At 62.8% G+C, this 21,257-nt stretch carries 19 protein-coding genes; all 19 read right to left on the bottom strand.

Going from position 1 to position 21,257, the window contains the following annotated elements:
- Window positions 1-2,259, bottom strand: coding sequence for a phage tail tip fiber protein (locus tag DUPY_RS26715; RefSeq protein WP_070252291.1), 2,259 nt, complete (start codon window positions 2,257-2,259; stop codon window positions 1-3).
- Window positions 2,256-3,725, bottom strand: coding sequence for a hypothetical protein (locus DUPY_RS26710; protein ID WP_070252289.1), 1,470 nt, complete (start codon window positions 3,723-3,725; stop codon window positions 2,256-2,258). The genes DUPY_RS26715 and DUPY_RS26710 overlap by 4 nt, the downstream gene beginning before the upstream one ends.
- Entirely contained in the window at window positions 3,722-8,908 is a 5,187-nt protein-coding gene (locus tag DUPY_RS26705; protein WP_084640910.1) for a tape measure protein, read from the bottom strand. Before DUPY_RS26705 ends, DUPY_RS26710 begins: the two co-directional genes overlap by 4 nt.
- Before the next feature lie 74 nt (window positions 8,909-8,982).
- Window positions 8,983-9,354 (bottom strand): phage tail assembly chaperone, encoded by a 372-nt coding sequence (locus tag DUPY_RS26700; RefSeq protein ID WP_141749703.1) that lies wholly within the window; start codon window positions 9,352-9,354, stop codon window positions 8,983-8,985.
- A 35-nt stretch (window positions 9,355-9,389) separates the two neighbouring features.
- A complete protein-coding gene (locus DUPY_RS26695; protein WP_070252282.1) occupies window positions 9,390-9,818 on the bottom strand; it encodes a hypothetical protein in 429 nt (142 codons plus the stop codon).
- 85 nt (window positions 9,819-9,903) lie between these two features.
- Window positions 9,904-10,368: a hypothetical protein gene (locus tag DUPY_RS26690; protein WP_070252275.1), complete on the bottom strand. Its 465-nt coding sequence runs from the start codon at window positions 10,366-10,368 to the stop codon at window positions 9,904-9,906.
- A 64-nt stretch (window positions 10,369-10,432) separates the two neighbouring features.
- On the bottom strand, window positions 10,433-10,855 hold the full coding sequence (gene gp17 / locus DUPY_RS26685) for a tail completion protein gp17 (RefSeq protein ID WP_070252272.1): 423 nt from the start codon (window positions 10,853-10,855) through the stop codon (window positions 10,433-10,435).
- Window positions 10,852-11,334, bottom strand: coding sequence for an HK97-gp10 family putative phage morphogenesis protein (locus DUPY_RS26680; protein ID WP_070252270.1), 483 nt, complete (start codon window positions 11,332-11,334; stop codon window positions 10,852-10,854). The genes gp17 and DUPY_RS26680 overlap by 4 nt, the downstream gene beginning before the upstream one ends.
- A complete protein-coding gene (locus tag DUPY_RS26675; RefSeq protein WP_070252268.1) occupies window positions 11,331-11,672 on the bottom strand; it encodes a phage head completion protein in 342 nt (113 codons plus the stop codon). The genes DUPY_RS26680 and DUPY_RS26675 overlap by 4 nt, the downstream gene beginning before the upstream one ends.
- Window positions 11,672-12,151 (bottom strand): head-tail connector protein, encoded by a 480-nt coding sequence (locus DUPY_RS26670; protein WP_070252266.1) that lies wholly within the window; start codon window positions 12,149-12,151, stop codon window positions 11,672-11,674. The genes DUPY_RS26675 and DUPY_RS26670 overlap by 1 nt, the downstream gene beginning before the upstream one ends.
- Window positions 12,148-12,321: a hypothetical protein gene (locus DUPY_RS28560; protein WP_167359124.1), complete on the bottom strand. Its 174-nt coding sequence runs from the start codon at window positions 12,319-12,321 to the stop codon at window positions 12,148-12,150. The genes DUPY_RS26670 and DUPY_RS28560 overlap by 4 nt, the downstream gene beginning before the upstream one ends.
- A 54-nt stretch (window positions 12,322-12,375) precedes the next feature.
- A complete protein-coding gene (locus DUPY_RS26665; RefSeq protein ID WP_070252264.1) occupies window positions 12,376-13,665 on the bottom strand; it encodes a phage major capsid protein in 1,290 nt (429 codons plus the stop codon).
- The gene (locus tag DUPY_RS26660; RefSeq protein ID WP_070252262.1) at window positions 13,665-14,513 is read right to left on the bottom strand and encodes a head maturation protease, ClpP-related; all 849 of its coding nucleotides are present in this window, start codon (window positions 14,511-14,513) and stop codon (window positions 13,665-13,667) included. Before DUPY_RS26660 ends, DUPY_RS26665 begins: the two co-directional genes overlap by 1 nt.
- The gene (locus DUPY_RS26655) at window positions 14,491-15,804 is read right to left on the bottom strand and encodes a phage portal protein (RefSeq protein ID WP_070252260.1); all 1,314 of its coding nucleotides are present in this window, start codon (window positions 15,802-15,804) and stop codon (window positions 14,491-14,493) included. Before DUPY_RS26655 ends, DUPY_RS26660 begins: the two co-directional genes overlap by 23 nt.
- Before the next feature lie 3 nt (window positions 15,805-15,807).
- Window positions 15,808-17,496: a terminase large subunit gene (locus DUPY_RS26650; RefSeq protein ID WP_229255521.1), complete on the bottom strand. Its 1,689-nt coding sequence runs from the start codon at window positions 17,494-17,496 to the stop codon at window positions 15,808-15,810.
- Complete coding sequence (locus DUPY_RS26645) at window positions 17,493-17,966, bottom strand: terminase small subunit (protein ID WP_070252258.1); 474 nt, start codon at window positions 17,964-17,966, stop codon at window positions 17,493-17,495. Before DUPY_RS26645 ends, DUPY_RS26650 begins: the two co-directional genes overlap by 4 nt.
- A 122-nt stretch (window positions 17,967-18,088) precedes the next feature.
- Entirely contained in the window at window positions 18,089-18,478 is a 390-nt protein-coding gene (locus DUPY_RS26640; protein ID WP_070252256.1) for an HNH endonuclease signature motif containing protein, read from the bottom strand.
- Window positions 18,479-18,486: 8 nt separating this feature from the next.
- Window positions 18,487-19,731 (bottom strand): hypothetical protein, encoded by a 1,245-nt coding sequence (locus tag DUPY_RS26635; protein WP_141749702.1) that lies wholly within the window; start codon window positions 19,729-19,731, stop codon window positions 18,487-18,489.
- Entirely contained in the window at window positions 19,731-21,212 is a 1,482-nt protein-coding gene (locus tag DUPY_RS26630) for a hypothetical protein (RefSeq protein ID WP_070252252.1), read from the bottom strand. The genes DUPY_RS26635 and DUPY_RS26630 overlap by 1 nt, the downstream gene beginning before the upstream one ends.
- Between the last annotated feature and the right edge of the window lie 45 nt (window positions 21,213-21,257).

Genomic DNA, 21,257 nt, shown 5'->3' with positions numbered 1-21,257 from the left:
TCACTCCGTGGAAATGAGGCTCAGCGATTGACGGATATTCGACATCGACTGGCCGATCCCGCCCGGCATCGGGTTGAACGTAATGGTGCGCAGCGACCTGGTCACCAGCACGGCGCGGAACGTACGATCCTGGCTACCGCCCACCGTATCCGTGTATGTGATCGATCCCTCGATCACGCGCTGGTAGAACGACAGTTCGTCGAAAACGCCATTGTTCTGGATGTATGTGGCGCCGGTGACGCTGAAGGTCTGCACGAGTTCCTCGGCAGTGTCGCGGATCGTCCGGTAAAGTTGGATCGTTGCCGAGTTCTCTGGGCCAGACGCGCTGTAGGTGCCGCCATCGCGCCCTGCCTCCTCGCTGTACGAGTAGCTGCACACCACGGTGATCGGACCGCCGTTGGTACCGAATGGACCGTCGGTAACCTGGCTGTTTGCATCCAGAGTTGGATTCGTCACGGATGTGCGCAAGATGCCCGCCGACAGCGCGCCACCGAAATAGCCGGCGCCGCTGCGTTTCAGGTAAAAAATCGCGTTGGTATCATTTTTTGTTCCGGCGCCGGCCCACATCGCATACACCGGATCATCGGGCCCCATCTCAATGCGAAACCCGGCGCCCATACCAGTGTTGACGTTACCCGAAAAACTAGCCCGGCCACCCTCGATCGAGAGCCCCGGGGCATGCAGCGTACCGTCGCTCTCCAATTGAATGTAGCGCCCGGTGCTGGGATTGCCCAGCAGCAGTCCCTCGGGGCCGAGGTAGTATCCGGTGCCATTGTTCGGCGGCCAGGCGTAGCCGGTGTACGTACCGCCGGCGATGTTGCCGCGCAGGCGTACGCTGTTGGCGTAGAAATCGCCCGTGCGCTGCAGATACCAGCCGCTGCCATTGGCACCTGGCGCCCAGTTGCTCGACCAAATGTCACCGCCAATTTTCGCGTTGGTGATCGAGGCGTTCTGGATGAATGCGTCGGCGATGTAGACCCCGATGGGGATGGTGACGCCGCCGACAACAGTTTCCGTGGTGCGCACAATGAACGGTACCGCTGACGGAACAGCGCTTCCCGCCGGCCCAGCGATGAAGAAGCCGCTGGCGCGCACGCCGAAATCGATGCGCCCACCGCCACCCAGCACCTCCAGCCCGCCCACCACGCCGTCCACATCCATCTGCACGCTGTATTTCGCAGCGACGCCGTTCAGCGTGCTGGCGGTCGTCTCCAGAGTTTGTTTTACCACCGCCACCTGGTTGACCAGCCCGGTCACTGGGTCACTCAGGATTGCCTGCGCCTGCAGCACAGCGGTTGCTGCTGAACTCGCGCTGCCAGCGGCATTGGTAGCTGCGCTCGATGCCGACTGACTGCTTTGCACGGCCGCGCCGGCGCTCTGCCCCGCCAAGTTAGCCGCCTGGGTTGCGACGCCGGCTGCGCTGTTGGCCGATGCTGCTGACCCGCTTGCGTTTGTCGCCGACTGGGCCGCCTGCGACGCGGATACCGCCGCCCCCACGGTGTCGCCCACGGCAAGCACCAGGTCGTCGATGAGATCGATTTTTTCGCCCAGGTCGGTGAACAGCTGCGAGTGCCGAATTTGACCGGTCAGGACTTCCAGCAGGTGCTGAACCTCGGCGGCTGACGCGCCGACCGTCCCGGTGCTGTTATTGAACGGCCCCGGGATCGCCGCGCGCGAGACGTACCGGATCCAGTAGTAGAGCGTTTTTCCCGGGCCGACCGGATCGGTGAACTCGCGCCCGTCCGCGCGGCCGACCGGCGCCGCCTGGCCGAAGTCGTTGACGCCGGCGCGCCAGATCTCGGTGTAATCGAGGTTGGCATAATTGGCCGGGGCGGCGGCCCAGTTCAGGCGAATCGCGGCCGGCTGGCCGGTGGTGACCAAGCCTGTCGGCGCTGGCGGCGGGCGCAGGTCCAGCGCCTGACGTTTGTCCACGGTCTGGCGATCAATATAGGTGAGGCCGTCGATGACAGTGGTCGCCGTGACTGTCACGATGCTGGAGGTCATATCCTCAAATTTGAGCACGGCGTCGCCGTTGGCCACTGTCAGCGCTACCGGTGGCTCGGACGAGAACGTGATCTCGCCCACGGCGCCCAACATCAGCGCCGAGAACGTGATCGTTGCTGGCGTCGGCTGGCCGGTCAGCGACACCTCGAACGTGGTCGAGCTGGCCGTGAGGTGCAGATCGCGGTCGATGGGCGCGGCGTAGCGCGGCACGGTGCTCATGATCAGGGTGTCGCGTTCGCCTATGATTGCCGTCATACCATCACTCCTACTGTTACACGGCCGGTCAGCCAGTTCCGTTGCATCATCACCACCACGCCCGGCGCGCCGGCGGCCAGGCCCCAGCGATCGTCGCGCAGCACCACTGGAGCGCCCATCTCGAGCACAGCCAGCTCCGGCTCGCCGTCCAACTCGTAAATGGTGTGCGGCACCCTGCGCAGCGCCAGGCGCCGCTCGGCCTCGCCGCGCGCGTCGGCCCTGGCTTTCAGGCATGTTTCGATCTGCACCGGGTCATCGGTCTGCCGGTACCGTGCCTGCACGGCTTCGTCCACCACCGTCTCGGTCAGCCACTCGGTGGCGTACAGGTCCGCGTGCTCTGGCGGGATGCTGGTGGTCAGGTTGGCCTGCACGGTGTAGTTGCGGTCGAAAGCGATTTTTACCGCGGCTACTACAGGCAGGCGTTCGGCCGGGCGCAGCGAGTTCGCCAGCATCTGGTCGGGTCCGATCTCCACCGGAACACCGGCGGCCGGCAGCGCGATCTGCACCAGGCGCAGTTGCCCGGTGGCCGACATGATCGCCTGTGCCCCAACACTGGCCGCCAGCTGCTGGATAGCCTGCGCCTGGTTCATCCGGTCGGCCACGTACAGACCGACTGGTTGCTGGTGGGCGGCATCGAAGGCGGCCAGGTTGGCGACGTCGAGGTCGGCCTCGGTGAAGCGGTCGGAGGCCTTGCCATACGCGGTGGCGATGCGGCGCACCAGAGGAGCTATACGGGGCGCGTAACCGCCGCCGCTGTCGCCCTGCACGCTGGCCGTGATCACCGTCGAGAACGGATTGCTGCTCAGCTTGAACCGGCCGGCCTGGCTGCCCGGCATCACGCCCAGTGGTTTGCCGTTGGTGCGCACCTCGATCAACGATTCCACGGCGCCGAGGAATCCATACTCCAGCGCCACCGGGTCGGTGAGCAGCGGCGCCACGTTGTGGCATTCGCCGAAGGGAATCGGCAGCACCGAGTCCTTGTTGGGCGATGTGCCGCCCAGCTTGGCCTCGCTGATCGGCGTGTTCAGGCGCTGCAATTTGTCGCGCAGCACCAGGTTCACGGTGTCGCGGCTCGAACTGCCCACGTCGTCGACGATGCCGTCGAACACGAGACGGAAATCAGCACGCGGCCACGCCGGATCGCCGGACCATGCGCGAATGCGACGGTTGCGCCACACGTCGCTCAGCCAGCTATCAAGCGCGCCGTCGCCGTTATCCAGCTCGATGTCGCCGCTGGATAGCGAGGCTTCACCGATCAGGGTGACCTGCTCGGTGAAAGCCAGGCCCCCCTTGGCCAGCGGCAGATACGCCGTGTTGGCCGGCACGTCGGCCGGCCCGGTGACGTACTCACGCGAGGCGATGTAGCGCGTCACCTCGGCGCCGTCCACGTTCACCTCGGCCTCGATCAGCACCATGCGCACTGCGGCTGGGTTTTTCAGCCAGGCCATGAATTGTTGATCGGTCATTCTGCGTAAACTCCTTTCACTGTAGAGGTCCAGGCCGAAGCCTTCGCCGACTTCTCGACGCCTGCCACCACCGTGCCGGCCGCCTTCTCATTCGATTCAGCAGTCACCCGGGCCAGAACGGCAGTCTGGCGCTCAACCTTCTCTTGCAGCACCTTGTTGTCATCACGCAGGCCCCGGATCTCCGCAACCAGTGCATCCGAGCCAGCATTCGACGCTGCCGAGTACCGGCTGTAATCGATTGCCGGTGCCGCGCTGGCCACCATGGCCGTCACGGCCGGCGCTTCGGTGAACTTCACACCCAGACCATCCGTCACACCCATCGCAATTTGCAGGTTGGCGATGGCTTGGGCCACCGTGAGCACGCTGTCGTTGATGGTGATCAGGCTCTTGACCTGCGCCTCAAGCGCGTCGTAGCTGGCCTGCTGCAGGTCCACCTGCTGCGAGGCCCACTTGACCGCCTCCTGGTTGGCCGCGATCACGCGGGCATAGTCGGCCGCATATTTGGCGTCCGATGCGTTGACCACTTGCGACGCGGTGAGGAATGCCTGCTCCGCCGCCGACAGTCCGGATTGCGCTGTCGTGTCGCCGGAATTTGCGGCGGCCAGCGTTTTCTCGAACTGCGCCCGCGCCTCGGCATATTTCTGCTCCGGCGTGAGGGTGGACAGATTGCCCTGCGCGAGTGCAGGATTTAAGCCGTTGAGCGTGGTTACCCACGCCTTCGAGCGATCGAGCGCAGTCTTGGCCGCCGATGCCTCGCGGTCGTAAGCGGCAGACAACGCGTCCTTTGCCGTCACGACCGCCTTGGCCGCCTGCACTTGGTCGAAAAGCGACTTGTTCACGTCGGCGATGCCAGCGCGCTGGATGGCCAGCAGCTCCGCTTCGCTCTTCGTGATCTCGGCCAACTGCTGCGCCAGGTCCTTGCGCTCGTCTGCAATTTCCTGCTCGCTCTGCGTAAGGTCTTCGGTGGCCGCGTGCGTTTTTGCGAACGCATCGGCCAGGGCCAGCAGCGAGGTGTATTGCGCGGCGCCAGCGTCGGTCGCGAGTTTGCCGCTGTTGGCCAAGCCCAGGACGTAATCCTTGAACTTGTCGCGGGTGTCGAGGGATTGCAGGCCCATCGCCGCCAACTGGCCGGTGACGTATTTTTGCACCGGTGCCAGCCGCTCAGCCTCCGTCAGGAAGTTGTCGTTGAAGCCGGACTGCAGGCTGGCCAGATCATCGATGCCGCCGGCCAACTCGATCAGGCGCTCCCGCGCCGCGATGCTGGCCATGCCCATTTGCCCGAACGACGTGCCGCTCGACGCCAGAATGGAATCGAGGTTGGCGTAATTCGCTGCGATGCGAGTCAGGGTTTCGAGCGGTCCCTCGCCAATTTTTGCGAATACGTCGAGGCCGGCCACAGCGTAGCTGGCCATGTCGTCGCCCAGCTTGGAAAACACCGCTTCCAGCGTCTTTTGAATTTCCTCCCCATTCATACCCTTGAGGCTGATCTTGCCGATATCGACCACGAAGCCGTTGAGGCGCTTTGTGAATTCGTCGCCGCCCAGACCCAGCAGCTTCGCAGCTTCGGTAACGCCCTGCCCCAGGCTACCGAGCACCAGAGCGAACTGCGTGTCAGCCTCGGCGCCGAGCGCATCCCATGAGGTATTCGTTTTGTCGCTACGGAGCAGGCCACCAGATTTCTTGATATCGGTGTACTGGAACGAATTGAGGTTGCCGGCCATGGCCTGCGCCAGAGTTGTCGGATCGATCTTGAAGCCAGTGTCTTCGACGGTTTTCTTGCCGCCGAAGATCGAGCCCACAATTTTTCCAACCACCCCGCCGGTCAGCTTCTCGCCCAGCGAGCCTGGTGCGAAGACGTTGTCGAAGGTCTGCTGTGCCGAACCTTTCACGGGGGCGGCCGTCGCGCCGGTCAGCCCGGAATTGCGCACCAGCACGTTGCCAAGCCCGCCAAGCGAAGATTCGATGTTCCGCAGCGCGGCGAGCATGCCCTGGGTGTAGTTCAATTCGATGCTGCTGTTACTCGACACCAGCTCAAGGGACCGCTTGATCGAATCCGATTTCGCGGTGCTATCGCCGAACACCGTGCCAGTGCCTTGCGATTCTTGGCGCTGCTGCGAGACGCTCAGCCCACCACTGCCCACACCGCCCATCACCTTGGCACCGATCGCCAGAACGGCAGCCAATGTTGCGGCGCCGGCGGCCAAGTTGAGCGGGAACGGCAGGGAGGCAATAGCCTTGACCACGGCCGTAATGCCCCATGCACTCGCCTCGGTACCAGCAAGCGCTACGGAAGCGCCGGTGGTGGCTGCCTCGCCCGAGAGCTTGGTCGCGTTCAGCGCCAGGTTGGCCGCCACCTCCCCCTCTTTGAAGAAGATCTTCTTCACCATCGACTCGACGGCCATGGCCATCTCATACGCACGGAATGCACGCTCCGTGGTTTCCATCAACTTATAGCCCTTCGAGTTCTCTTTGAAGAACCCTTTGCCGGCGGCAGCCATATCGCCATACGATTTGACTTGCGCCTGCGCCGATGCCTTCGACGCGGCCATTTCGGCCTTGGCGATCTTGTCGGCGCTGCTCTTGGGGTCCGCCTTCACGGCCGCCAACTGCGCGGCCACAGCCTGCTGCTGCACGGCGTAGTCGGTCAGCGCCGTGGTCAGGCCGCCGATGGCGGTGCCCACGGTACCGAACGATGCCGCCATGCCTTGAGCGGCGGACTTGGCCGCGTTGTCCACGGCGACCAGAATGTCGAGCAGTTCCTTTGCCCTGGTCACGTCGGAGCCGGTATCAAGGGTTTCGATCTTGGTCACGGCAGCCACACTGCGCTGCTTGGCCGCGATCAGTGCCTCGAGGTCGGTGATCTCCTGCTGGGTGAGCGCGTTCGAAACACGCTGCGCATACTGACTTTCCAGGCGCGCCAGTTCCATCTGCTCGATCGCGGCCTTCGACATTCCGTAGGTCAGCACCAGCTCTTCGTTCTTGGCCGCTTCGTCCTGCGCGGCCAGCAGGGTCTTCGCCACCTGGTCGTCGTGTTCCTTCTGCATTTTGGTAAAGCCAGCCAAGCCCTCGGCCGCCAGCTTGTTGGACGCGATCACGCCGTCGGTAGTTGCAACCACCGCAATCAGGGCGCGCGCACGCTCGATGTCGCCGGCATTCAGCTTCGTTTTGCCGGTCGCCACTTCGGCGTCGAGCTTGATGGTCAGCTTCTGCGATTCAGTCAGCTGGTTGTAACCAGCCATTTCCAGTTCGTTAGCGGCGATCTTTTCCTTGATACTGGTGATCAGCGTCTTGTAAGCAGTCTCTTCCTGCTTCAGTGCCGAGGCGGCGCCCTTGTCTTCATACTTCTTGCGGATGCGCGCAACCAGGTCGTCGTACTCACCGGTTTTGCCCTTAAGATCCTCGATCGCTTTCAGTTCGGCCGCCATCTTCTCCGCGCTTGTGGCCATTTCTTTTTTCAGCCCCGCCACGCGATCAGCAGTCGTCTGCTCGCCAACCTTCTTCTCGCCCTCCCTCGCCTTTGGTAGCTTTTTTTGCAACTCAAGAACGCCATCGACTTCTCGTTTGTACCGTGTAGCAAAGTCTTTGAGTGACTCGCCGACGGAGGGCTTCATGGTCTTTTCCATCTCCGCCACGCGGCGCTGTCCCTCCTCGATTTGCTTGATGATCGGATATTCTTTGTCCGCCTGTTGCACGGGAATTCCTTTTCCCTTCAGGCGTAGCAATGCCTCTTGCTTGGCAATCTGCTCGTCCAGCCCTTTGACGATACGAACCTGTGCTTCCTCGAACGATTCAGCTGTATCCTGGTTGGATTCCTTGGCCTTGTCGGAGAAGTGGGACCAGGCCATTGCAGCGGCGCCAAGGAGGGTGATGATCACTCCGATAGGACCACCGAACATGCTCATGACTCCGCGTAACAACGTCATAGCTCTGGTGGCCAGCGTGGCAGCAGCGGCCTGCGCGCCCAGTGCGGCTGTAGCGGCAGCCGCCGTCGTGGTGGCGGCGCCAGCGGCCACTGCCTGGGCAGCCAGCGCGGCTGTGCGCGCCTGCTCCAGTGCCAAGAGCCGGGCCTGGGCCGGGATCAATCCATTGGTGGTGATCGCCAGGGCAGTGGCTCCTTCCGCTGCGAGGACGGACGCACGGAGTTCAGCGACGCGCGCGGCGGCCAGGGACGATGCCGCAGCGGCTGCGCGCACGTCGGCCTGCGCAGCAGCAAGCTTCGCGGCTGCGGTCGCGGCAGCGGCCTCGGTGGTGCGCGCCGCAGCGGCCAGCGTTGCTGTCGCCTGCGCGCTGCTGGCGGCAGCGGCACGGTAAGAATCAACGGCCCAGGCAGCCAATCCTGATCCAAGTTTCGCAGCACCGAGGGTACCGATTGCCCCTACCACCAGGCCGATATTCTGGCCAAGAAGGTCGAGCGCAGAATTGATGACCGACACAGCGCCACTGGCCTGCGCCTGCACTCCCACGAGTTCCATGGTCCGGTTCTTGAGCACCGTCATTGCGCCGCCGATAGTCTGGATCTGCTTGGCCTCCTCCCGCAGCGCCACCAGAGCGGCAGGCAGCACTTCGGCCATGATCTTGGACGTAATCTCGCCGTTGCCGGCCATTTCCTTCAGTGCGCCGATAGGCAGGCCCATGCCGTCGGCAAGCGCCTTCATCAGGCGCGGCGCAGCCTCGTTGACGGCGTTGAACTCTTCGCCGCGAAGCGTGCCGGAGGCGAATGCCTGCGACAACTGCAACTGTGCCGATGCGGACTCGGAAGCCGTGGCGCCGGATACCAAAAGCGACAGGTTGACCGTCTCAGTAATTTTTGCGACCTGCTTTTGCTGGATGCCAAGCTCGCGGGTACCGTTTGAAATCCGGGCGTACAGCGTGCCCGTGGCCGCCAAGTCCTGTTGAGCACTATTTGCGATCCGGCGCACGTCATCCATCGCCGCCGCGTATTCGCGCTGCGACGTAGTCGCCAGCCGCAGCTGCGCGGTAAATTTGTTGTACTCGTCCGCCATCCGGGCGAGGCCGCCCAAGCCAACGCCAAGGCCGATCCCCGCCAGCGCCATCTTCATGGCATCGGCCGCGCGGCCAATACCGTTGGCTGTGTCGTTGACCACGCGGCGGGCCTGGTCCATATCGCGCTGCAGGCGCGCGATGTCGGCCCGCAGGCGGATTTCCATATCACCAACGATCATGTGCAGCCCCAACGAAAAATGGCCGCCTCTGCGACCATCGTGAATAAATGCCGCACAGGGCGGCGGACGGCGGCTCAGTCGAGCGCGTCGTCGATTTTCTTGCTCAAGTTCGGAGCTCGGTACAGCCCGCCGAATGGCGGCTTGCAATTCGAATCGGTCGCCTTATGCAGCTGGCTCAAGTACTCGCCAGACAGGCGGCGAAGCAGTTGGGATTCCCACGGCTCCAAGTCGAAGCCCATGTTGTCCTGCCAGGCGCGCAGCTCGCCATGCGAGAGGGGCACCTCGCCCATACTGCCTGGCTGACCAGGGCCGATCTCGAACAGGTACGTGATCAAGTGGGCGCCGGCGTCGATCGGCGGATATTTGGGCGTCACACCATCGCGCTTGTGCCGATCAAGCCGGGACAACTGGATGGTCGACGATTTTTTACTGGGCGCTTCCGGCACGGCCGCCAGCCAGGCGGCCTGTCGGACGTACAGGATTAGATCGTCGGCGACGCCTTCGTAAAATTGCTCCAGTCACCGATGTGCTTGTTGATCTGCTCGGGGATAAAGCCGATTTCCGGGGCGGTGTAGACGGCCATGAACAAAGCCTCGCCGGTCAGCGCGTCGAACGAGACGTTATCCAGGGACTTGGTGCAGGCAGCCAGGAACACTGCATCTTCCTGCGCTTTGTCTTCGGCCGACTGGCTGTCTTTGCCTTTCTTTTTCAGACGTTCCATCAGGCGGTTGCTCGATGCGGCCTGGGCCTTCTTGAACGGCTTACTGCCGGGGCCGTACATCACGGCTTGCATGGGGCGGCTCTTGTCTGGGTTGCCGTCGGCATCCTCGGCATACAGCAGCTCGTCGGCAGCGTTGCGCAGGTGCAGGATCGAGGTAGGTTCAACGGCGTGTTTGCGGATATCGGTCATGATGAAACTCCAAAGTAGAAATAGAAAAAGGCCGGTTCTTAGCCGGCCTTTCGTGGTGGTGCTGCGGTTGTAATGCGGTGTGCTGTTAGCCTGGTGCTGCGACGCGGATCGTGTCGGTTTGGCGCAACAGGGTCATACTGCCCTGGACGACGTTATCGACCGTGCCGTTGTCTTCGGTGAATTTCGACACCTGGGCGGTGAAGTAGCGGACGGCGCCGTCCTGCTTTTCCAGCTTGAACGACGGGATGCTGTAGTCCTTGCTGGCGGCATCCACCATCTGCTGCCCTTCGTCGGTTTCATCCCAGCCCATCTTGAACTCGGACGAGCCCAGTTTGTAGCTGGCCTTTTTCTCGATCTGCTGGGCGCTGGCCACCGGCGCGTGGGTCGAGGTGTTGTATTCCCGGCCGGTGACAGTACCGATGTCGGTGATCTCGCCGATCAAGGTCCAGGTCAGCGCGGCGAAGCCGGCCGCGTTGTTAGTTGCCGGCTTGCCCAAGCTGATGTACAGCTTACTCTCCGCTACGGTCGTGACATTTTCACCATCACTCATGATGATCTTCCTTTCAATAAAAAAGCCCGCACGCGAAATTGCGATACGGGCGGGCTGGAGAAACTTATTGTGGTGCCGGCGCGCGCGAACCGTAATACACCACTTGGAAATCGCGGCTTTGCATGTAAATGTCCAGGGGCTTGTCGTGCATATCCGGGCCGACAATATCGGTCCTGATACTGGCAACCAGGACGCCGCCGACCATGCGCCGGCCGCCACGAATGGCCTTGCCGATCAGGTCGATTGCCTTGCGCTGGTCCTGGTAATTCTTCGCCAACACGGTCACTTCGGTGCGGGCAGTGATCAGGATCGGCTTGTTGTTGTCGGCTACGCGTTGCCGATCGTTGCTCGAAACCGTGCTGATCAGGATCGCTGGTAGCACGGTACCTTGAGGGATGGTGCCAATGCGAATGCGCTCGGTCGGCACCAGGGCCATCAGCGCAGCATTGCTGGCCAGTAGGGCGTGGATGATCGAGGTATCGCTCAATCGACCTCCGGAGCCGGTACGTTGATACCCTCGGCGGTCAGGCGGGCGCGGATCTGGGTGGCCACGGCCTGTACGGCGGCAGCGCCCTTACTGTCGAACGCCGGGCGCATAAATGGGCGAGGCGTCGCACCAGGGTGATCGACTGATCGGACGGCCACGCCTGCAATCGCCAGTGCTTTGGCATTCTTCGGTAGGATCTGGTGCGCGCTGGTACCGAACTCGACCATATGCCCGTACCAGGCCCGCTTGTTACCAACGCGCAGCGACGCGGTGACGCGGCCGCCTTTCGCCTTCGTGGCGACACGCACACTGCGCCGCAGCGCGCCGCTATCGACGGGAATGTTGGCCTTGACGGCATCCTTGAATGCGTTAGCGCCTTGGCGCAGCGCCGAGCGCATGATGTTTTTTTCCACCTTCGTGCTCAGTGTTTTGAGGAAGTCGTCGAGCTGGCGTCCTCCGCTGATATATTCATCGCTCATGAGGTATAGGCCTCCAATTTCATTTCAATCCCGGCGCGCCGTCCCAGTTCGGCAGGGCCACCGACGATCTGGAATACCCGATCGTCTTCGCCGTGAAGCGTTACGCGCATATCGGACGTGAGTCCGCGCATATAACGGATACGCAACCGTGCCGGCCGTTTCGCCACCGCAAGTCCATCGCGCACCGATTCATCCTTGCTGGGCAAGTCATCCAGCACCTGAGCCGGAATTCTGGAAGCGACCACCACCCATGGGCCTGGCTGCATGCCGTAGCTGGGAGTATTCACCTGCGTCTGGCGCTCGATCGTCACGCGATCATCAAGTTGGGAGCCGCGCATTACAGCGGCACTCCGATGCGGTGCGGCCGCAGGAGCGAAGTAGCGCTCAGCGGCAATTGCGCGACCGACAGGCCCACCACCACATCTTCACGGTTTTCGTAGAGGTGGCCCACGATAAGCAGGATAGCGGCCTTGATCGCGCTGTTGATCACGATGCCACGGTGAGTGTGAATGCCGGCCAGCCGCGCGGTCGACCAGCGCTCAGCCGCCGCCAACTTGGCCATGGCACGCTCGTCGCAATCCTTCAGCAGTGCTGCGGCAGCCATTGCCGCCAGCTGCTCCTGGCGCGCCTCTGCAAACGCAGCTGGCGCCGCCTCGATGGCCGCCTCGAGCGCCACCTTGTCCGGGTACACATTACGGTTCAGATACGAGACAGCCGATTGTTCGGCCGCCTCCAGCTTGAGCTCGATGTCGGCATCCTCGTCGTTGCCCACTACGCGCAGGTGCGATTTAGCCACCTCGACCGAGATCATGGTCATTTTGCCGGCACCTTCTTGCTGGCCGTTTTCGCATCGGCATCATCGCCGGCGACAGCGCCCAGTTCCTTGGCCGCGTCGAGCAACTCGGGCGGACAATCTTGGCCAGGCTCGTAGCTGATCGGGTAGATCTCGCCGTTGGGCACACCCGTGAATGGCTTTTCGAAAATCATGTTAGCTCCTGTGAATCGCCCGGCACGCGGCCGGGCTTATGGTGGCGCCGACGATTACGCGCCGACGGAAAGCGCCTTCAGTACATCCGGGTTCAACAGGCCGCCGCCCACGCGCTTCGTGGTGTAGAAGTGGACGTACGGTTTGTTGGTGAACGGATCGCGCAGCACGCGCACGCCAACGCGGTCCACGATCAAATAGCCGCGCTTGAAGTCGCCGAATACGATCGGCTTCGAATTGGCGGCGATATCAGGCATGCCTGCCACGTCGGTGATGCCGTAACCCAGCAGCGTAGCGGGTGCGCCGGCCTGGAACGATGGCTGCCACAGGAAGTTACCTTCGCCGTCTTTCATTTTCCGGATCGCTTTTTGGGTATTCCGGTTCATGATCAGCCGCGCCTGGCCGGTGTACTCGTTCGGCAGCTCATGCACCAGGTCAATCAACCCCTCCGGGGTCAGCGCTGCAGCGGCGCCGCTGTTCACGGTCTTGATGGCGCCCCACGGGTGAGCGGCAGCGTTGGAACCGCCTGTGATATACGTCAGCAAGCCGTTAGGCTTGTTGGCACCGTTACCCGACAAGAAGGCGATGCCTTCCTGGAGCGAGAATTCGGTTTCCACTTCGCCCGCCAACCAGGCTTCCAGATTTACCGCCGAATCGTCCAGCATCTGCTGGGTTGCAGCAGGATTTGCGTACAGCTCGCCCGTGTTGTAGGTAAGGCTGCCGAAAGTGGACGTCCCGGTTTCCGGACGCGGCGCGGTTTCGCCTACCCAGCCTGAAGTGGTGCCGCGAATGGCGAACAGCTTGCTAAAGCCGTTGGTGCTGATGTTCTGCTGAGCGCAGAGGGCGCGCATCGGGGACACGACGACCAGGCGATCTGTGATAGAGCGGTCCCACTCGACCGGGGCCAGGTAGCCGCCCTCGGCCGCCTGGCCCTTGTTGAGCGAAGCTTGCACTTCGCCCTTGCGGAAGTGGGCGTTGAAGGAATCGGAATATTCCTTGTCCTTCAAACCGGCGCCGGTGCCGCCGTTCATGGCAGCTGCCACCATGCGCTCATTCGCGGCGTCCACCGATGCCTGCAACTTACTGATTTCTGCGTTGATATTGTCGACTTTCAACGCCTGCAGGGCATCGGCATTGCCCTTTTTGATATCTGCCAGTTGCTGGTTGTACTCCTCGCGGAACGCGTGAACTGCCTTGTTCAGATCCGTGATCATGGTGGTCACTTCGCTGTCGGCGCGCACGGCGACGATGCCGCGAGGGATGGGCTGGTTGGCCTGGGCGGCATGTGCCGCCATGGCGCTGGCGATCATCGCCGTGGCGATGCTGGTCATCATTACTTTTTTCATTACTTGCCTTTCAAATTGTCGATCAGGATTTGCAGTGACGCTGCTACTTCGTTTTTGCCAGCGCTCGGCGTGGCGTCTTTCCCAGCAGCGCCCGGCGTGCCAGAAAACAGGGACTTGATAGCTTCGCGGCGCACCGAACGGGAATGTCCCGCCCTGGCCATGGCCGCCTCCACCATCGCAAGATATTTCGTGTCAGCGCTGGCTTCTGGGTCACGGCCCAGCTGCTCGCGCGCCAAGATGCCGCTGGCGAAGCCTTGCTCGACTGCTTGCGCCGCGCCGAGCCAGCTCTCTTTGTCCATCATGGCGGCGGCCTCCGCAGCGCTGAGTCCGGACCGGGCGGCGTAGACCGATGCCATGGCAGCATCGAACGGGGCCAACTGCTCGGAAGCCTTGATCATGTCGTGGCGGTTGCCGATCGCCATGGCCCAGGCGTTGTGGATCATCAGGAAGGCGCCATCGCCCATAAGGATCTCATCGCCGGCCATGGCGATCACCGACGCGGCCGAGGCAGCGATCCCCATGACCTTGACGGTGACCTTGGCCTTGTGCTCGCGCAGAAGGTTGTAGATCGCCACGCCCTGGAAGAAGTCGCCGCCGGGCGAATTGACGTTGACCGTTACGTCACGCGCGCCGATGTTGCGCAGGGCGGCAGATATGCGCTTGGTGGTTACACCTTCGCCGTCGTATGAGTCGCCGATGCGGTCGTAAATGGAAATCGTGGGGCCGTCTTCATCGGCAGCCGCACGAATGCCCGGCTCCCATCGCTCGAGCGCGTCAGGCCGCATGTCGAACTGGATGTTGCCCAGGCCCTGGGCGGCGTTGATTTCAGGCAGTTTTAGCAGGGTCATTGGGTGTCTTCGCTTGGTTGGTGGGCGCGCGCAATTCGTCTGCGCCCTTGTCATTTGAGCGGGCCAGGTCTTGCAGCTCACGCACTTCGTTTTGCGTCATCCATGGCGCATGCCCGCCGGAGCCGAGTGCCTTGGTAAAGAACTCGGCCTGGTCCTTCAGGGTGCCGCGCAGCAGCGCGCGCTCGTTGAACTTGGCGCGCAGTTTCTTGCCATCCTCCTTCGACAGCAGCGTGCGCTCGATACCTTGCTCCCAGATGGTGAACCAGTGCTGCAGCGAGAACTGGATAAACAGGATGGCCAGCTGCTCGATGCCGCTACCCCAGGACGTGTCGTCCATCATGAGCAGCGGGCGCGGCACACCCATGGCGCGCGCGATTTCCTCGATCTGGTGATTGCGGTTTTCCAGGTGCTGGGAATCGGCGGCCGTGTTGGCAAACTGTTCGGCCTTCAGGCCCTCTTCCAGGATCATCCATTTGCCGGCATTCTCGGCGCCGGTCTTGTCGTTGATCGATTCTTGCAATCGTCCAAATGCCTTGTCGGTAAGTGCGCCCGCAGCCGACAGCGCGCCGCCGGCCATCACGCCGTTCTTGAACAGCCGCGCGGCGGCCTTCTCGGCCTGCTGCGCGATGCCGATGGCTTCATGCGCCAGGCGCACGCGTGACAGGCCTGTCACGCCGTCTTCGGAGAGGTCTCGCAGGTGGAATACTTCGTCAGCCGGCAGTGTGATCTGGTGGCCATCCTTGCGGGTGAACTTGTAGACCATGTTCCAGCTGTCGTCCAGATCCGCCGTTACGCGCTTCGGGCACATCGGGATCAGGCGCAGCACCTGGTCGCGCGACCAGATCACACGGGCGTAGGCATTGCCATGCATCATCACGCGCAGCTGCATTAGCGCCTTGAATTCGTAGGCCGTCTGCCAGCCGTTGGGCTTGGCCTTCAAGATGTCGTACAGCGGATGCTCGGTGGCATAGCGTTTTTCGTCGCCGCGCTCGACCAGGTTGAGCGGCAGCATGCCGATCGATTCCGAGATCAGCGTCACGCAGCGCAGCAGGGCCATATTCTGCAGCGCCTTCGACGCGTTGACGTAGGCGCCCGAGGCTGTGCCGCTACCGGTGCGCATGAAGGCCAGCAGGTCGGGATCGTCAAGGCCGGCAAACAGGTGGCCGGTCGACGCCTGGACACTTGGAGCTGCGGGCGCCTCCGCGGCCGGCGCCGGCACGTCCACCACATCGCTTGGGCGTGACTGCGCCTCCGGCGCTGCTGCTGGCCGGAAGAAATCTAAAAATCTCATGGGTTATACAGTCCTTATGCCGCGCGATTCGTACACCGACCCACCTTGCGCCGGCGGATTCAGTTCCATCAAAGAGACAGCGTCGAAGGCCGCCATCAGCGGGTCGATCTTGGCGGACCCGGACGCCTGCTTTGTGATCAAGATGGCGTTGCCTCGCGGCTCGACCTTGGCATTGCCCGCGCACCAAGCCATCATCGGCTGGCCGCCGTGCTCGATCACACCCTCGGCCAGCTTGCGCTCGGTGGTCTTGATGGCGCCCCCAAGGCGCCAGCCCTGCGAAATGGCGACAATCTTTTCCTGCGGCACGCCGGCCTCGACCATCGCATCGAGAATGGCACCGATGCCGGCCGAATCACAGCCGACCTTGTCGAGCAGCCCGGATTGCTCCACTTTCAGCACGGCCGCAGCCACCTGCTCCACGTCCTCGCCAATGCGCTTCACCAGCACCAGGTCGCCCTGTTTGGCGAAGTCTTCGAAGCGGGCGGCCTCGCTTTTTCGCCGCTCCATCACCGAGGGGTGCGCCCAGGCCCTGGTCCACAGCAGCCAGCGGCGGGTCTCGCGCTCGCGGCCGATCACCGCCAGGCCCAGCAAGTCGTCCAGGCCGCCGCCGTCGATGCCGACGGTGGCCACTTCGCTGTGCGCCAGCAGATCGTCCAAGGTCAGCGCCGGGCGCAGGCCCTGCTGCTCCCAAAAATCGGCGCCCGGCCAGCGGTTCGACATCAGCGCCAGGCCGATCTGCACGTTCAGGTGCTTGGCCAGGAAGCCGCGGAACTCGACCTCGCCTTTTTCCTGCGCCTGGCGAAAGCCTCGCGCGATGAATTCCTCATCGACCGATGTACCCATGTTCGGGTTCGTTACATAGGCGTTCGCCACCTCCCGATGCGCGCCGGCCTTGAGCATGTGTTCAGGAAATTCGTACAAGATCGGGTAATGCTGCGGGTCGTGGATCCGCCCGTCGCGCACGCCGCGTGCATACAGCAGCCGCGACAGAAACGCGCCGGCCGGCGGATCGTCCGACTGCGTGGTCGCGAAAATCACAAATCCCTCGGGCCGCGAGGCCAGGCCACCCGTCGCTTCCAGCAGCATGGCGTCGGCGCGCGGGTTTTTACCGAACAGCCACAGCTCATCGATGAAAACTCCGATGGCCTTTTTCCCCGACACCGTCTCGCCGTCGGCCGCCACTACCTTGAGCGTGGCGTTGGTCGTCAGGTGCGTGATGGTGCGAATGTGGTCCTGCACCTTCAGCATCGCGGCCAACTCATCGTCAGCCTTGATCATCGCCGCCATCGGCTTGTAGCTGTTGTCCGCAATCTCCTTCGTTGGCGCCAGGACGATGTATTCACCTTCCAGGCGCCAGTTCAGCAACAGCGCCGTCAGCATGATCCCGGCAGCGATGGTCGACTTGCCGTTTTTTTTGCTGATCAGGAGCATGAACTCCTTGATCAGCCGGCGCCCAGTCTCGGCATTGTAGGCGCCGAAGATGGCGGCTACAAAGTCCAGCACCCACTCGCGCACCACATCACCCATGCGCGGGCTGCCGGGCGCGTCGACCATGCGCAGCTCTTTGAAAATCGCCAGCGCCGCCTCGGCCTGGTCAGGATAGAGCGGCGGGCATGGCGTCAGCGGCAGGCCTGCAACAATGCGCGCTTCCCAGTCGTGGCATGCGGTGGTCCACACCGGATAGGAAGTCACTTACCACCACCAGACACCAGGCGTGGCGGCGGTGGCGGCGCGCCGAAGCGACCGCCGGCGGCCTTCTGCGCTGCGTCAAGTTTTTCCTCTTTTTTGCCGATCTCGCCGGGCTTCTTGTGCACGAAGGGCATCAGCGCCTTGGCGGCATCAATGCGCAGCTTCTCGCCCAGCTCGATATCGTTCATCGCCGCCATCAGGAACGTTTTCGGGTCCGTATGCTGCAGCGCACGGCTCAGATCGAACGTTGGGCGCGCCGGCGGCGCAGCTGGCGGTAGGGTCGCCGGTACACCCGGGCCGATGTTGGCGCGTGCCGCCTTCAGGTACTCGGCCACGGCTGGGTCTTTAACAAGACGCGAGCCGGCGGCCGATGCCGTCGCCGGGCTGTACCCGGCCACGATCGCCGCATCCTTATTGCTGCGGCCGGCCAAAACGGCATCGGCGAACGCACGCTTTTTGCCTGTTAAAGCCATTAACAAAATCCTCAGTGAGGGAATAATTCTGCGCGTGGGAGAGGACGCGGTCTAGGTCGCGAGGGGCATCAAACTTTTACCCCCCCCCGGCATTGCTTTTTTGAAACATTTCGGCTGATACATCATTTCTCAACCATTGGCCGGGCCGGCACTTCACGCACCAGACCATGGCCATCAATGACGTCGCCCATCCGAGCTTCTTCACGCTGCTTGTCGCGGCTGTGGTGGGCGGCGCACAGCGACTGCCAGTTCGCCTTGTCCCAGAACAGCTTCATGTCGCCACGGTGCGGGACGCGGTGATCGACCACGGTGGCTGCGGTCACGCGCCCCTCACGTTCGCAGTACACGCACAGCGGGTGGTGCGCCAGGTAGCCGGCACGGGCCTGCTGCCACTTGTAGCCGTAGCCGCGCGCGGTGCTGCTCTGCTTGTCCGAGCGCCATGACATCGGCTGGACAACAGGAAGCGTGCTGCGCAGCGGCTGTATCTGCGGCTTGAGGGTCGTCAGCTTCATTGAATTGATTAGATACCCGATACGGTACCGGTCAGCATACGAGTGCCGAGGCCGGACTCGGTGCTGGTGTAGAAGCCAACAAATTTCTTGCTGGCGAACATGCCGACGGTGCCCATGTAGACCTGCTCACCCACGCTGAGCGTATTGGTGGGATCGCTCCATAGCAGCTGCCAGTCGGTTCCATTGGCGGCGACGTAGAACGCTGGCACGGCGTTCGCCGCGCCCAGACCGTTGGTGGTCGCATCCATCTGAAAACTGGTAAAGGCCGGGTCGCCGGCTTTCACCTGGGTGATGCCGATGCCGATGGTGCGCGCATCGGCTGTGCCAACCGGCACAGTCCAGTGCATGTTGTTGAACTGACGGTAACCTGTGCGGCCCAGCACAAAAATGGCGAACGGCGCGGTGTCAGGAGTGAAGATCAAACTGCCATCGTCAGCACCACGGATGCCGGTAAATTGCAACGAGTTCGCTCCGGTGAACACGGTGTACTGCGCTGGCGCCGGCAAGAAACCGAAGGTCAAATCTTCCAGGTTGACATACGCGACCTGAATTTTCCCGGTGCCAGCCAATGCAGGACCGGTGCCGGTATTGTCTCCGAACGAGAGATAGGCGCGATTATCGAGCGGCGACGCGTAGCAGCCATGGAAGTGCACGCCCAGCGGATTGGTGGTGCCGGCATTTAGCAGACTGAGCAGGTCCACCCACGTCTCCCCGTGGTCAAAACTAACGTAGCTATACACAGCGCGGGTGGTGTTGTCGCCCGTCGATTGGGTCTGCGTGCCGTACTGGTTGGTGACGATGGCGCCGCTGGGGAGCGTGGCATTGGGCGGAATCACACTGCCGTTGTTGAACGACCAGCCACTGTTCACGCCAGCGGCTACCCCGCCAATCGACTTCTTACTGGTGAATGTCACGCCCTGCTTATTGGTCGCCCAGCCAGTCGTTTTATAAACGATGTTCACACCGGCAGCGCCTGCGTTGCTTGAGCTGCTCGCCAGCACCAATAACTCACCATCGTGGGTCTCGATGATGGCCAGCGGCTTCTCGGCCGGCTTGTTGGTAAGGATTGTCCAGGTAGCCATTTCATCGGCCGAGTACGCCAGCGCGTTATCGCTGGTACGGCGACCGATGCACAGATTGCCCGTGCGGGTGATAAGCAGGGGCATGATCGCTGGAACTGCTGACAACACAGGGTTCAGCAGCGAGAGTACTGGCTGATCGAGCGGGACAAGGGTTTGGACGGTAGAAGCCATTATTTGATCGCCTTCGTTTGTACTGTGAATCCGGTGAGTGGGCGACCAGCCCAAGTGCCCGGCGCGGTAGCTGCGGCCAGGCTCGCCGCCAGTGGATACGTGAACGTGTTGGCGCCGGTGACAGTGATATTCGGGAATGCGCCGTTGTAGCCCGATGGGGTCACCTCCTGGATCCGAACGCTTGAGCCGGTAGCCAGGTTGTGCGCTGCGGCGGTCGTAACCGTGGCAGTCGTGCCATCGCTGGTGATGCCGGTGATCGCAAACGCCTTGCCGCGCACGTACGGTTTCCCGGAATCGGTCACCAGTACCTGCGCATTTGGTGGAACATCCACCCACGTGCCGGTCGGCTGGTTGTAATCATTGTTTGGGGCCGAGGCCAAAATGTACTGGCCCCAGTAAGGCGTATCGTTATGGAACAGGATGCTTTGGCGCCCAGGGTTATGCATCCCAACCTGCGCCGCGAACGTGGACGATCCGAACAAAACATTCTTGAAAAGCCAGGACATGTCTGCTGAGACAGGTGCTGTTGGCGTCACCGCATCCGCCTGCACCGATGCCGGACCTGCGCCCTGCGCGTTCAGCGTGGTCACGGTACCGGTGTACGGCGTGCCGGCTGCGGCGGTGATGGTCTGCGGATTCATGGTCAGCTGCGTCACGTTGCCGTTGATGTCTGTCCAGATGTTGCTGGTGGTCGCGGTGCTGCCGGCGGCGCCGGGCGTCCAGGCCACGCTCACGGCGCCGGCCATTGCGGTCAGTACCGGCTTGGCTGGCTGGCCAGGTGCGGTCTGGGCGCCAGCCTGCGCCGAGATCACGTTCGACGACGAGACGGTGCTCGATGCGTCGCAGCCGATGTTGTACAGCGCATCGCCCGACTGGACCGTGTAGCTCAAGCTGTTGACCGCATTGGCCACCGCGCCGGAGATGTTGGATTTGGTGAAGGGGGCGGCCTTGAGCGCTTTCGTGAACTGCAGCGTGCCGACCACGCCAGCCGGAAGTGTTGCGGTCAGCGGCTGGCCTACGATGCCGGTACCGCTGATGGTTGCGACGGCGGCGCCCGTTGCGGCCAGTACCGCCTCGCGCACAGACGCAGTGATGGCGCCGGTGATGCAGGCGATCGACAAGCGCTGCGGGCCGGCATAAGGGCCAATTGCCGCCAAGGCGCCGGCCGCCACCGCCCACGTATCGGCGCTGCCAGCGCGCGACACCGAGCCCACCGTCGAGGCGGCGCCGGTCACCAGCAGCACCTGGCCCTCGGGCAGAGTGACTGTGGTCTGCTCTTCCGCCTGCAGCGCCACCGTGCCGACGGCGATCTGCTTCGCCTGCAAGACCAGGCCCGGCCGTGGTGCGAAGTACTGCACGCCGCCAGTCAGGTCGGCCGTGGCCTTGCCAGCCGCGATCAGGCCAGCCTCGACGCTCGCAGGGAACGTGGTGATGGCGTTAACGGGGCGCTGGGCGTACGGCTTCAACAGGCGAATGGTCATGCATACCTCAAATAAAAAAGGGCCGCCATCGGGCGACCCAGTCTA

Source organism: Duganella phyllosphaerae (assembly GCF_001758785.1).
Lineage (GTDB): Bacteria > Pseudomonadota > Gammaproteobacteria > Burkholderiales > Burkholderiaceae_D > Rugamonas > Rugamonas phyllosphaerae.
Note: the sequence above shows the minus strand (reverse complement) of the source record. Positions and strands in the feature narration are given on the sequence as shown.